At 39.8% G+C, this 12,130-nt stretch carries 13 protein-coding genes and 1 pseudogene; 10 read left to right on the top strand and 4 right to left on the bottom strand.

Annotated features, from left to right (window positions below; all coding sequences use genetic code 11):
• Window positions 1-493: GIY-YIG nuclease family protein (locus tag H6G96_RS38740; RefSeq protein ID WP_190919714.1), on the bottom strand; the 493-nt coding region annotated here is incomplete at its 3' end.
• 134 nt (window positions 494-627) lie between these two features.
• On the opposite strand from H6G96_RS38740, the gene H6G96_RS38735 reads away from it, so the two are divergent.
• Window positions 628-858, top strand: coding sequence for a hypothetical protein (locus H6G96_RS38735; protein ID WP_242063624.1), 231 nt, complete (start codon window positions 628-630; stop codon window positions 856-858).
• 116 nt (window positions 859-974) lie between these two features.
• Here the strand turns inward: H6G96_RS38735 and H6G96_RS38730 are convergent, their stop codons facing one another.
• Window positions 975-1,322: a hypothetical protein gene (locus H6G96_RS38730; protein WP_190919718.1), complete on the bottom strand. Its 348-nt coding sequence runs from the start codon at window positions 1,320-1,322 to the stop codon at window positions 975-977.
• Between the two features lie 387 nt (window positions 1,323-1,709).
• On the opposite strand from H6G96_RS38730, the gene H6G96_RS38725 reads away from it, so the two are divergent.
• The 3 genes from H6G96_RS38725 (at window position 1,710) to H6G96_RS38715 (ending at window position 3,128) form a co-directional block, all read left to right on the top strand.
• On the top strand, window positions 1,710-1,862 hold the full coding sequence (locus tag H6G96_RS38725; protein WP_190919712.1) for a ribbon-helix-helix protein, CopG family: 153 nt from the start codon (window positions 1,710-1,712) through the stop codon (window positions 1,860-1,862).
• A 135-nt stretch (window positions 1,863-1,997) separates the two neighbouring features.
• Complete coding sequence (locus tag H6G96_RS38720; protein WP_242063623.1) at window positions 1,998-2,687, top strand: thermonuclease family protein; 690 nt, start codon at window positions 1,998-2,000, stop codon at window positions 2,685-2,687.
• Between the two features lie 15 nt (window positions 2,688-2,702).
• Window positions 2,703-3,128: a hypothetical protein gene (locus H6G96_RS38715; RefSeq protein ID WP_190919711.1), complete on the top strand. Its 426-nt coding sequence runs from the start codon at window positions 2,703-2,705 to the stop codon at window positions 3,126-3,128.
• Between the two features lie 210 nt (window positions 3,129-3,338).
• Here H6G96_RS38715 and H6G96_RS38710 read toward each other — a convergent pair whose 3' ends face one another.
• Entirely contained in the window at window positions 3,339-4,067 is a 729-nt protein-coding gene (locus H6G96_RS38710; RefSeq protein WP_190919709.1) for a hypothetical protein, read from the bottom strand.
• Between the two features lie 96 nt (window positions 4,068-4,163).
• Between H6G96_RS38710 and H6G96_RS38705 the strand changes: the two genes are divergently transcribed.
• Window positions 4,164-5,057, top strand: a complete 894-nt coding sequence (locus tag H6G96_RS38705) for a transposase family protein (protein ID WP_190919707.1) — start codon at window positions 4,164-4,166, stop codon at window positions 5,055-5,057.
• Between the two features lie 220 nt (window positions 5,058-5,277).
• Window positions 5,278-6,231, top strand: coding sequence for a cytosolic protein (locus tag H6G96_RS38700; RefSeq protein ID WP_190919704.1), 954 nt, complete (start codon window positions 5,278-5,280; stop codon window positions 6,229-6,231).
• A gap of 184 nt (window positions 6,232-6,415) precedes the next feature.
• Here H6G96_RS38700 and H6G96_RS38695 read toward each other — a convergent pair whose 3' ends face one another.
• Window positions 6,416-8,662, bottom strand: a complete 2,247-nt coding sequence (locus tag H6G96_RS38695) for a hypothetical protein (protein WP_190919702.1) — start codon at window positions 8,660-8,662, stop codon at window positions 6,416-6,418.
• A 512-nt stretch (window positions 8,663-9,174) separates the two neighbouring features.
• On the opposite strand from H6G96_RS38695, the gene H6G96_RS38690 reads away from it, so the two are divergent.
• The 4 genes and pseudogenes from H6G96_RS38690 to H6G96_RS38675 all read left to right on the top strand — a co-directional run.
• Window positions 9,175-9,528, top strand: coding sequence for a hypothetical protein (locus tag H6G96_RS38690; protein WP_190733784.1), 354 nt, complete (start codon window positions 9,175-9,177; stop codon window positions 9,526-9,528).
• A 420-nt stretch (window positions 9,529-9,948) separates the two neighbouring features.
• Window positions 9,949-10,746 carry a hypothetical protein gene (locus H6G96_RS38685; RefSeq protein ID WP_190919700.1) on the top strand — a complete coding sequence of 266 codons (798 nt, stop codon included), beginning with the start codon at window positions 9,949-9,951 and terminating at the stop codon, window positions 10,744-10,746.
• A 79-nt stretch (window positions 10,747-10,825) separates the two neighbouring features.
• A complete protein-coding gene (locus H6G96_RS38680; protein WP_190919698.1) occupies window positions 10,826-11,713 on the top strand; it encodes a hypothetical protein in 888 nt (295 codons plus the stop codon).
• Between the two features lie 137 nt (window positions 11,714-11,850).
• Window positions 11,851-12,130: pseudogene (locus H6G96_RS38675) on the top strand (hypothetical protein); the annotation flags it as partial.

Below are 12,130 nucleotides of genomic sequence, written 5' to 3'. Positions count from 1 at the left end.
TAAGGTTCAACTCCAATTCTTGCCGTGCGCGTCGGTCTGTGGGAGTGTCCCACCAAAAAGCGATGCTCACTTCTCGTTGGAGTCCATAACGATGATGCAGTGAATGGTAACTATCTAAATATTGCTTGCATCCATGCTCACCTTTCCACCGTTTACCAGATCGTCTTGTTTCACCAACATACAACAGCAAGGGCATGGCATTATCAATCACAAAATAAATAGCGGCGCTACCCTCATCTGTTGGCATCCTGTAAAACGCCATTGATTGCAGGGACAAGGTGAAAGGGTTTATCGCGTCAGGGTCGCAATGGTTGGGTGCAAGGTCAAACAATGCCGTCTGCTGTGGTGGTTTGTTCTCTTGAACCTTCTGCTGATATTCAAAAATCTGAGATTTCCACTTCAACAGCGCCTCAAGGCTCATTACCAGTGTCTCTGCTCTGCGTGCTGGTGTGACGGTCAAATCAGAAAATAAATTTAGCTGGTTGGGTTCCAAGGTGATTAATGGGAATGTACAAACCAGTAGATTATCGCCCACAACTGGATGGAGTCAAACCTGTTAGCATCTTACCTAGAGCGATCGCTGTGTTGATTTTGGGCATTTTAAAGTAGCGTTTACTCAATATTGCCATGTTTAAAGGATTTGGTCGCCCAAAGAAAAAATCAGTGCTTGAGGACAATGAACTGACTACAGGCATTGTACAGCACCCAGTTACGAAACGTTGGCAGACTTGGATATCATTTACTGGTCATGATATACAGTGTGTCACTGCTCATAATCAGCGAGAGGATGCTAATAAAATAGCTAAACAGATTGCTGATGCTTGGAGTGAAGGGAATACAAAACTGGGGAAGAGGTGACAGCTTTTATTAAATCTCTGCCGACCGATGCTGTCGTAGACCCATTACCCCAAAATATTGTGATGCAATTGAGCAAGCAGGCATTAAGCGCAAGGAAGTAAGAAAGAGCGAACGGTCTAAATTGAATCATCCATCCAACCGCATTCACAATCCCAATGCACTCTTGAGGTGTAGTCTCGGTCATTTGATGCACCGCACTGGGGACACTTACCAGTAAACATTGGATGCCAATCAAGTAACTCCAGCTTTTGCTGTTGCGTCCACCTCTGTTGTGGTTGCAGTATTAATTCACCGTTGTAGTAGCTTGCCCCCTCCGGTTGCCATAGCTCCTCTCCTTCGGCATTGGGGTCAAGTCGAAAGTCCAAGCAGTTCTGGCCCTCTACCCCATCAGGGTGAACGACACAGACGAGGTGGGGGTTATGTGAATAGAGAAGACAGTTATCGCACTCTGGAAGTTTCGGCATAGTACCAGTGTACTGCTTTGTCACAAGCGATCGCTTCCTCAATCGCTTTAATATCTCCAACAAGAGTGCTTTGGCAATGGATACTGATGTATATCAAAATGCAAAAGAATACTTTTTTAAGAAACGATAAAAACTTACTTGACCAGAGTACCTATTTTGTGTGAGAGTATCTTATCCTTTCTTGATAATGTCTTAATAATTATTGGTTTTAATGAGCTAGAACTTCATTCTCTAAAATAGACTTTACGGATTCACTATTATTTCCAAAAACATATTAGTTTGCTTCATCATCTCTTAAATTAAAAGCCAGTGGTAGCCCCATGTTAAAGAACATATTAAGTGATTGATATTAGATAAGTAGTTGCTAAATCAAACTTTTCTAATATTATGAATAAAAAATGGGCTGCTAAACGACTTACAATCAATCTCACCTCAAGTGAAGCAGAGAAGCTGGAAAAATACTGCTCGATGACTGGCAGACCAGCAACCGATGTAATCCGGGAATTAATTCGTTCTCTGACTACTGAAGCTAAAGAGTAAAAACCTAGAATTAAAGAAAAGTAGATTGGATAATATTTTCTAATTTAAAACATAAAACTAATTTGTCGATTAACTAGCGATCGCTTGGCTGAAATTGGGAATTCTAAAAGAAGTTTTGAGTGATTTTTAGTACAAATGGTTTTTAAACTTCGTTTGATTGGCGTTGGCGCTTTGCTTTTAGCTCAAATGTCGTTACCTGTATTTGGCAACAATCTTACCGCTACAGTTGTAAGCGTAGGTGACGGTGACACCATACGGGTGAAAACTGGTAACAAAACTGTAACTGTTCGCCTCGGTTGCATTGATGCACCAGAGATGAAGCAAAACCCTTGGGGACAGCAATCATCAGCAAGACTCAAACAATTGCTGCCAGTGGGACAAGCAATCACCTTACGTGCTGTTGAAATTGACAAATACAAGCGCTTGGTTGCAGAGGTGTTTGTCGAGAATCGCAGTGTCAATCTCAAGATGGTGCAAGAGGGACAGGCTGTGATCTATCGTCAGTATCTAAAAAGCTGTCCAGAATCTAAAGATAGTTTGTTGCAGGGTGAAAACACCGCTAAACAACAGCGTTTAGCTTTTTGGAGCCAGTCTAATCCTGTAATGCCTTGGGACTTCCGCCACAAAGCTGCTCAACGGGCAACTTCAGTGCCAACTCAAGGACAGCAACAGAATAACTGCGACCCTGCTTACCCAGATTTTTGCATTCCAAAGAATTCACCAGACTTAAATTGCCGAGATATTAGCCAACGAAGGTTTAAAGTGCTGCCACCCGATCCTCATGGTTTTGACAGAGATGGGGATGGGATTGGGTGTGAACGGTAGAAGGGGAAAAGTTATATGAGATTAATTAGAAAACTTTTAGCATTGTTTTTTCTGGGATTTGGGATTCCATTTTCTATTTTGATGATTCTGGAAATGGTTAATCCTAAAACTACCCCTAAAGATAAAGAAGGTGCTGTAGCTGCTTTAATTATTTTTACTATTCCGTCAACAGCTATGGGTGGGTGGTTGAGTTGGTCTTTAATAAAGCATCACAAAAGAGAACAAGAATTACTGCTTGAATCAGAACAAAAACGAATTGAGTTAGTGTTTTTAGAATTACTTGAAAACAACTCTGGGAAAATAACAGTATTGCTACTGGCGAAAAACGCCCAGATATCAACTCAATTTGCTAAACAGTATTTAGATAAGAAAGCTAAGGAACTTAGTGCTGATTTTGAAGTAAATGAGGATGGAAATGTTTCATATCGGTTCTTGTTGTGAGATTGCTACAATTACAGTAGTTTAGGTCGAGTGATTGTGTTAAATTTCAGTACCAAAGGTAATCGCGTATAGATAAAACAAATACTATATATAACTGCTTTACGGCTGTGTAACTGAAAAAGCAATTATATAATTTACAGATATACCAGAGTATCAGAATCAGCTATTAGAGCCAACTTTTTTTATTTACTGCTATGTGGGTAAACGCAACTATTTGTCAGCGATTTCACTAATAATAGTTTGCAAGATAGGTTTTATATTTTGTGGTGGCCAAGCATGAATACCAACTGAATTGAAATACTGGATTCTCGCCCAATATAATTCTTCACATTCATATCCTTCCTCAAAATATTGATGCTCGTAATAACCATAAAGGATAAAATTAGAATCAATCCTTTTGAGAAAAGGTTCAACGCTAATATTTAATTTTATTGAGTGAAAATATTCAGTAAGATATCTGTAGATATAGCTCCAAAAATTATTAATTTCTTGTCGAGAGAATTCTTGCTCAAAGGGTTCATTTTGAATTCTGTTTTTATCAACATCTGCTTCATTCTCAAACAGTTTAGATGTTTGGTAGCAAATCCAACCACGAGAGTCAAAAATACGTATGAAGTAGAAAAAAGTATTTATCTCCTTTTTGATCACTAGTAATATGGGAAAGTAAAATGAGCCTCTATCTTGATCAAATAAATCGCTACTATCTCCAAACAGGGACGTTAAAGTGATAAACAATTCTGCTAGGTTAAGTTTATCTTCACTTAATAACTCGGAAAAATAGAGTTCCCTGAAGAAATTGGAGTCATCTTTAATGTCAAGGCTATTTTGCCTAAGTTTTCTATATTCAGAATCATCTAATCTCCAAAGTTCATACTGAATATTTTGTAATTGAAGCTCAATCTTATTGCGCTCTTTAACTTGTCTGACTACCTGTTTCATGTATCTAGCTCCAATAGACTTGTCCGAAATATTAACTTAGGAAAAGAAAAATGGTAAAACGTTAAATTGAGCGTCTACCATTTTTCGATATTAGTTATGGTTTTTGATTATATCCAGAAATATCCCCACCGGACAAAACAAATTTTAGGGATTAGTTACGAACAATTGCAGTCACTGTTAAGATGTGCGGAAAAGCGACACCAAGAAATCAAAGTGAAACAGGAGAGCCAAAAAATTAGAATCAATGCGTCTGGAGGAGGTCGCCCAACCAAGTTGTCAAGAAGTGAGCAAGTCTGTTTATGCTTATATTATCTAAGACAGATGCCAACCTTTCAAGTATTAGGAATGATGTTTGGCATTTCTAAGACAGAAGCTAACGACACTTTTCATTATTGGATACCAATCCTCCGAGATATTTTACCAGCTAGTTTATTAGAACAAGTCTCAAATAATGAAAGCGACTTACTTTTTGTTCAGGAAGTATTAAACAATTTTAGGCTATTAGTCGATAGCCTAGAACAGCCAATATATAGGGATTCCGACCAAAAAGAACAACAAAAATATTTTTCTGGTAAGAAGAAACAACATACATTAAAAAGTCTAATGGTTGGGATGCCAGAAGCTAAGGATATTGTGGAGGTAGAAGTAGGCGTTCCTGGGCCAACAGCCGATATAAAATTGTTCCGTAAATCTCAAAAAGAGTTTAATAAGTCTCAACTTTTTTCAGGTGATAAAGGCTTTCAAGGAGGCGAAAATATTACTACTCCTCATAAAAAGAAACCAAAACGAGAATTAACTCAACAGCAAAAAGATGAAAATAAGGCTTTGTCTAGTAATCGGATATTTATCGAGCATTTAATTCGACTACTTAAAATATTTCGGATAGCTTCACAAAGATTCCGCTTAAAGCTCGAAACTTATGAGCAAGTTATTTTAACAGTATGTGGGTTAGTTAGATTGAGAATAGGTAGCTTGGTTCTCCCAGGTTAGCTAGTAGCAATAATCATAAACTTTTTGAAATTAGGAGTTGATTTTTATGCCTCTAAACTATCACTAACTATCTCAAAACCTTGTAACTGCGTTTTTACGCAAATATCAAAGTTTTGGCTCAAAGCTTTGAACAGTATGGCTTTGGAGTTTTCGGACAAGTCTAATTTAAAGAGTGGGAGATAGGACTAATGTACTATTATAGTATTTCAGCTTTTGCAGCATGAGCGATAACAACCCACAAACTGAATTTGATAGCCCTTGGAAACAGATACTACAACTGTACTTTGAAGAATTCATGCAATTCTTCTTCCCTCAAGCCCATGCAGAAATTGATTGGACACAACAGCCAGAATTTTTAGACCAGGAATTACAGCAGGTAGTGCGTGATGCCGAGTTAGGAAAACGCCTTGCGGATAAATTGGTAAAAATTTATCGTCTTGGAGGAGATGAAGCATGGGTACTTGTACACCTGGAAATCCAATCTCAGTCAGAGTTTGACTTTAGCGAGAGGATGTTTACTTACAACTACCGCATTTACGATAGATATAAGCGTCCGGTTGCGTCATTAGCAGTCCTTGGTGATGAGCGTACTAACTGGCGACCGAATCAATTTGGTTATGAATTATTTGGCTGTATGGTAAATTTCCAATTTCCTGTGATCAAGTTGGTAGACTATCAGCAAAAGCAGTCTGAACTGGAAGTCAGCCGTAACCCATTGGCAACTGTAGTCATGGCACACTTAGCCGCAGTACAAACGCGTACCGATAGGTTACAGCGTAAGCAGCAGAAACTCAGTTTGGTGAGGAAATTGTACCAGCAAGGGTTTGAACGAGAAGATGTTCTAAACTTGTTAGCTTTTGTAGACTGGGTATTGACACTCCCTCAAGATTTGGAGCGAGAGTTTCTTTTTGAAGTAGAACAATTGGAGGCAGAACAACGTATGCAGTATGTAACTTCTTTTGAGCGCAGCGGTATTCGGTTAGGATTACTGGAAGGAATTGAGTTAGGTTTAGAACTCAAATTTGGTGCTGAGTCCTTAAGCCTGATGTCAGAAATTTCCTTACTGTCCGATATTGAACAATTACGGGCAATTAAAGAAGGAATCAAAATAGCCGCGACAATTGCCGAATTGCGTCAGATTTACCAGTCACCAGCAAACGAAACGCCGTTGTAGTTCAGCAACAGCTACAGATAATTCATCTGTGTTCCTCAGTAAATAGTTGTTTTAGTGCTAAACCGTCAAGTTAGGATTATTGCAGCGATCGCTTTACTTTCTATGTCATTTTTAGACTGGGTTTTGATAGAAATAAAGTGATCGCCATAAAATTCAAACTTGATAGTAAGGGGTTTTGACAACTTTATCTCAAGAAGCTTACCCTTTCTAATTCGATAGCCTGCTCTGCCCGTTCCACTGTTTGCATCCAATCTCGTCTGAGTTGAGTACGTGCTATTGTTGAGCCAAACTCATCTGCCCAAACATCCGAGGCAACCTCTTGTAAAAAAATTTGCCATTCGGTTTGAACTCCTTGAGCACGTAATACTCGATCCACAAACTCCTCAACTATTGCGAACCCTGCTTGGCGAGGCTCTTTCAACAGATTTTTAAGCTCTTTTTCACAGTTGTTAACTGCCTCTGCTTGAGCTTTACGTAAATTTTCTAAAATCTTCTCACTACGCTCTACTTTGGCGGAAAATGGAGGAATTGCTTCACTCCAGAAATCATTCAATTTGTACGGTGTTCTGTCAGGAATCAAAACATCTAAATACTTACGAATACGATGTTGGATTAAGCCGCGATATTGCAAGTCAAAGGTTGCAAGCGTTAGGAAACCTAATCTTAAACCATCCAAATGCTCCGGAATAGTATCGGCTAAATTTTGAAGGAACTCGCTTCCTTCTCCATCTGCTAATCTCTGCAATCTACCATGCGTCTTTAAAACATTTACTACTTTTGACTTTGCCTCTTCCAATGACTCTTTCAAAGCAATATCAAGAGTTAGAAAACGTTTGGATAAATGAGTACGTACTTCATGTAGGCACTCAGCGTAAGCTGCTTCAAGTGCGCCAGTACAATCACGTTTTTGCCTAATTTCTTCTATTGAAGGAATTTCTGGTTCTGTTCGACATAATTGGATTGCTGAATTTACTGCTATCTTAAAGTTTTGATCATCCGTATCGCGGTTAACGATCATAGATGAGAGCAAACTTTCAAGCTCACGGGTTAAATTACGCCATAAATCCTGAAAAAGTATGACGAAATTAGGGAACCAATCGTCTTTTGAGGTTAGCCTCCAAGCATCCTTAGCTTTTTCCAATTCAGATTTCACCGCTCTTTGAAGCTGAATTAATCTATCCTGGCAGGCAGAGGCATATTGCCGATCCAAGACCTCAATTCTTTGAGTTAAATAGTTTAATATACCATTTAAAATTTCTGTTTGTGCCTGTTGAGAATCTGCACAATTAGCAATTATAACTTCTTGAACAACTATATGTTTCTCAGCAATAGCTGCGGCTAAACTTTCACAATTTCGACGATTATCGGAGCTTCCAGTAATATGGTTAAGAACCATAAAAGACCATTCTTTAATGGGCAGATCAATCAAAGCACTGTTAGCCATATCGTAAAGTTCAATGTCTTCGGCAGCCCAAAAATCGCCTGTTGATTTAGGCATACGAACAAACAAAACTACATCAATATCTTGTCCTAAAATTTTGATCATTCGCTCTGCATCACCAATCCCAGTATCTCCTAAACCAGGCATATCAACCAAAGCAATCTGCCCGATATCTACATTCGGAAAAGGACAAATAATTTTGACCTCTCGAACTGCAAGATAGTTAAAATAAATCCGTCGTCTATCTATAGTATCTTGTGCAACATATTCTCTAATTTGATGTCGCTTAATTGGGTATGGTGAAGGTTCTAGTAGAGCATCTCGGTATTTGGGAAAATTTTGATGGTATCTGCAAAGGTGATCGTACTTAGCAGCAGCCAGAGCTTGGCGTTCACCTAACTCTCTAGGCAGTTCTGGTAATGGAAAATCAGCAAACTCTTGAATAGAGAGGGGCCTTGAACCTAAATGGAGCTGTTCATAATAGGGAGCAATGACTTCATCTAAAAAAGAACGCTCTGTATGAAACCAAACCTCAGCGTAGGGTTCTACATCAGGGTTATGGTGAATATTGCTACGAACACCTGTACAGTGCTGATCATCCCCATCTGGAATTTCAGCCGACGTTAACCCAGTCAAACTTTGTAATAATCGGCTCTTACCCTGTCTAGCTCGTCCAACAACACCAATATTAAGAGTATTGCGGGAAAAGCGAGATTTAAGATTGTTGAGAGAAGCTAATTCAGCATCGATACTCCTCTGAATTGAAGAACAATTAATTTCCTTAAGCCTGCCAATTGTCCCAGGATCGTCAATTTTGGTAAGCAACTGGTCACGTTGTCTTTCGAGATGACGTAAAGCAGCAGATAAGTTTTTGAGCGTAGTTTCTACAATCTCAATTTTATTTGCTAATGGACGACGTTTTTGGATAATTTTTGCAATTTGGTTAGCTTTTGGTGTTACTGCACTGTCAATTTTGATTGCTGGTTGCATATTGTTCTCTATTAAACTTATTGAAAGTTCCAGTGTCTGTACCCAAGTATTCCCAAAATCCTTGCTTATAAAACATTCAGGTTTCTGACGAGGACTTGTCAAAAATGATCTTGTAGCGGTGGAGTAGCCGGAAGTAGCCTTGGAACGCTCAAATCGCCGGAGATAAGTCCGGTGACCCTAACTAAGTCTGAAAACTGGTTATAAAAAATCAACATTCTAGAATCAAGGTGATCGCATATAGGCATTGCCTCGATCCGCAATCGTGTACAGGCGTATGCAATTAATGAAGGCACTGCTCTGCCCTAAAAGCGCGATCGCCATTTCACAGCGAACGGTTGTAATTAGGGTGCAGTAATTAGCATCTTCCAGTTATATAAAAATTGATTTTGTAACTGAACTGTCGAGTTCTGTTGTCTTTGCGAATCTGGCAAACCACAAAATTGAAGCGATCGCGTTTCTTAATATAATCGCTTTTGCTTTATCAATAACAATAGTAGTTGCTATAAAATTTTATGTCAACTACTATGGTTAGTGAAAATCATCAAAATATTGAAGTAAATCTTGTGTTAGTTCCAATAGAGGAAGTGCAAACAGTCCGTTGGGATGCCAAAAAAGCTGCTCTATTAAAAGATAAAAAAGAGAATTCTGGGTTGTCTTTCAAAAAAATTGAGATTTTGACAGAACAGCTAGGAAATAGATGTAGTGATGCTTTCATCATTCGGTTAATAAATGATGACTTTGATGGTGTATCCGTAAAACAGTTAGAAACATTGTGTAAAGCCATTGGCGCACAGATGAAGGATTTTATTCCGCAAATAGAGCTTAAAATACCCCAATCATCTCTTGACATTACTAACAATAGTTAGTATTATATTAATTATAAGAGAGGAACTAAGCGTCAGCCTCCCAGAAAAATATAGAGGCGCTCACCATTGAACCTTGAAAATAGTAAATTTATTAATCCACCTGGGAGAGTAGCTGAGGCACTGGCGCAACCAGAGAAAGCGAGGGGAACAGGAAGGGAAATCGATTTGCGCTGAATAAAAAGTTGCCACAGCAGTACGACAAGTCGCTTTGAAGTTGCAAAAGCGAACTACCGCTCGATCAAGAGATATGCTGCTGTAGCAAGCTCCGGTCACTGACTAAGAGCATTAAATATGAGGCTTCGCCAATTCTAGATTGAGAGTGTTGTGCAAGCACAACAAACTTACCCATAAAAATAGGGCGATCGCACAGTTTCGCAGACGTAGCGATCGCCCTTTTACCCATTTAAGAGGTATTTGCTAATGATGACACAAACTTCAGCCCCTACGCCAACAAAAGATCCGTTGACCACACGCGATCGCCAAATCATCGCAACCATCGTCAATCAGTCGGACTACTCCAAAAACTGCCAGCCCGAAGATGTAGTGACTATCTGGATAAACTCGGATGATATCGTGTGGGTGAAAATGACCCACGGCTATGCTCGATACCACAAAGAACCATTCAAACGCGCTGTTGCAGACGTTAAAGCGAGTCTTGCTGCTCCAGTAGAGTGCAATCACCAGGAAGATGAGGAATTAAAACAAGCTTTTGAGAAAATTGGCTTGTTGGGTGATTGTGACTGGTTATCGTTGAGCATCCAATACTATCCTGATAAGGTAATCGGTCATGCTGGTTGTTATATCTCTCACAAGGCTCGAATATTAACGCCACCGGCTGAATGGGATTTCACCTTGCCGAAGTGGAATATGCCTGCTGCCATCTGTCCAGACTGCGAAGGACATGGGTGCGGTAATTGTGGTTATCGCGGGACTCGTGCAGAAGACTTGTGTACGCCAGTGGACAACTACCGACTGACTTATGTAGGACGCACTGAGTTTCAGACGGCTCACAACGTATATCTTGATGGTGAGTTCTTGGGAATTGTCTTCAAGGTCAGAAATGCTGATGAAGTCTGGGAAAACGACCCCAAGACTTATTACTGGCGCTGTGGTGATGGAGTCCAGTATTGGAGCGTAAGAGAGGCTGTAGAAGCACTGTCCAGTGTCACTGCTCCGATTGAACTGCCGCAAGTTCGTAGGGAGTTGGTAGCAGCGTAAATAGAATGGTGGGTTTTAATGCCCACCATGCAACCATAACCAATCCTTGTAAAATAAAACACAGTTCGCCAGGGACAAAATGACCCAACAACCTCACCAACCTCACGACAAATTTGCCAAAGAATTTCTAGAGGAATTATTAGCTCCTTTGGGTGAAGTAAAAATTAACAGGGAAGTAACGGATGTAACCAGATTTGTAGATGTATTATTTTTACCTTCCCCGCAAGCCCAAGCCGAAAGTCTAGGATTATTGGGAAGAATTGCCTTGTTAAATACAACGCTACTAGAACCGTTTCGTAATCAACCCAGTCGGACGGAAGTACGTAACTGTTTCATGAAGCTGTTTACTGTGATTGCGGATTCTCAACGCAAAGCCAAAAGAGAAGAAACTACCATTAGCGAAGATGATTTAGCTCGTTTGTGGATTTTGGCACCTAGTGTTTCAGCCTCTCTGTTAGCAGATTTAGAGGTTAAGCTAGACTTAGAAAAGTGGCCTTGTGGCGTTTACTTTTTCCAAAAATGTTTTAGAGGGGCGATACTAGCAATTAACGAGTTACCTGTCACCGAAGAAACTCTATGGTTTAGGCTTTTGGGACGAGGGACAGTACAACAGCAAGCAGTAAGTGAACTGGTTGCCCTTCCACCAGAGAATCTTGTCCGCCGTAATGTTCTTGAAATGGTTTACAGATGGCGTATCAGTGTAATGACACAAACAGATTTAACTGAAGATGACCAGGAGTTAATTATGAATTTAACAGAGGCTTATCAAGAAGCAAGAGCGCAAGCGGTACAAGAAGGGCAACGCCAAGTTGTAGAAAACTTGTTAAGATTCCGGTTTGGTTCTGTGGATGAAGAACTCTCAAGAGTAGTCGATAGTTTGTTGCAGCTAACACCAGAAGAATTTACTCCCCTGTGTCTTGAATTATCTCGTGAAGATTTACTCGCAAGATTTAATTCACATCAATAATCTGTACAGGGCAAATAATTAGTAACAAAAAGCGCTTTTGTTGATTCAAGAGCGCTGTTTTATTGGCTCTACGCTTCATATATCACAACTAAACGGCTGCGCCAATGCAAAAGTGAAAATGCTTTTGGTACAAACAAATGAACCCTCAAGAAAATTCCGAATTACTTGCTGCCTTGATGCGCCAAGAAGAACTACTCAAGCAGTTGGTCGCTTCAATCAATAAGCCAAAACTGGGATTGCACTCTGAAGCTGGCAGTTGCAAAATCTACTGCAATCGTCACAATGGTTCACTGTGGTATACCCTAAACAACAGTGAAGCAAGTGCGATTACCCAAACTGCCTTAACTGGATATCTAAAAGAACTGAAATTCGAGAAGTGTGAGCGCAGAGGAAAAGAAGTTTACAAGTTGCTGATTA

Source organism: Nostoc sp. FACHB-892 (assembly GCF_014698795.1).
Classification (GTDB): Bacteria; Cyanobacteriota; Cyanobacteriia; order Cyanobacteriales; family Nostocaceae; genus Nostoc.
This window is presented reverse-complemented; position numbering and strand designations above follow the sequence as displayed.

Coding starts and splice junctions, on each gene's coding strand:
- H6G96_RS38735 (WP_242063624.1), top strand. CDS start 628: ATGTTTAAAGGATTTGGTCGCCCAAAGAAAAAATCAGTGCTTGAGGAC.
- H6G96_RS38730 (WP_190919718.1), bottom strand. CDS start 1,322: ATGCCGAAACTTCCAGAGTGCGATAACTGTCTTCTCTATTCACATAAC.
- H6G96_RS38725 (WP_190919712.1), top strand. CDS start 1,710: ATGAATAAAAAATGGGCTGCTAAACGACTTACAATCAATCTCACCTCA.
- H6G96_RS38720 (WP_242063623.1), top strand. CDS start 1,998: ATGGTTTTTAAACTTCGTTTGATTGGCGTTGGCGCTTTGCTTTTAGCT.
- H6G96_RS38715 (WP_190919711.1), top strand. CDS start 2,703: ATGAGATTAATTAGAAAACTTTTAGCATTGTTTTTTCTGGGATTTGGG.
- H6G96_RS38710 (WP_190919709.1), bottom strand. CDS start 4,067: ATGAAACAGGTAGTCAGACAAGTTAAAGAGCGCAATAAGATTGAGCTT.
- H6G96_RS38705 (WP_190919707.1), top strand. CDS start 4,164: ATGGTTTTTGATTATATCCAGAAATATCCCCACCGGACAAAACAAATT.
- H6G96_RS38700 (WP_190919704.1), top strand. CDS start 5,278: ATGAGCGATAACAACCCACAAACTGAATTTGATAGCCCTTGGAAACAG.
- H6G96_RS38695 (WP_190919702.1), bottom strand. CDS start 8,662: ATGCAACCAGCAATCAAAATTGACAGTGCAGTAACACCAAAAGCTAAC.
- H6G96_RS38690 (WP_190733784.1), top strand. CDS start 9,175: ATGTCAACTACTATGGTTAGTGAAAATCATCAAAATATTGAAGTAAAT.
- H6G96_RS38685 (WP_190919700.1), top strand. CDS start 9,949: ATGATGACACAAACTTCAGCCCCTACGCCAACAAAAGATCCGTTGACC.
- H6G96_RS38680 (WP_190919698.1), top strand. CDS start 10,826: ATGACCCAACAACCTCACCAACCTCACGACAAATTTGCCAAAGAATTT.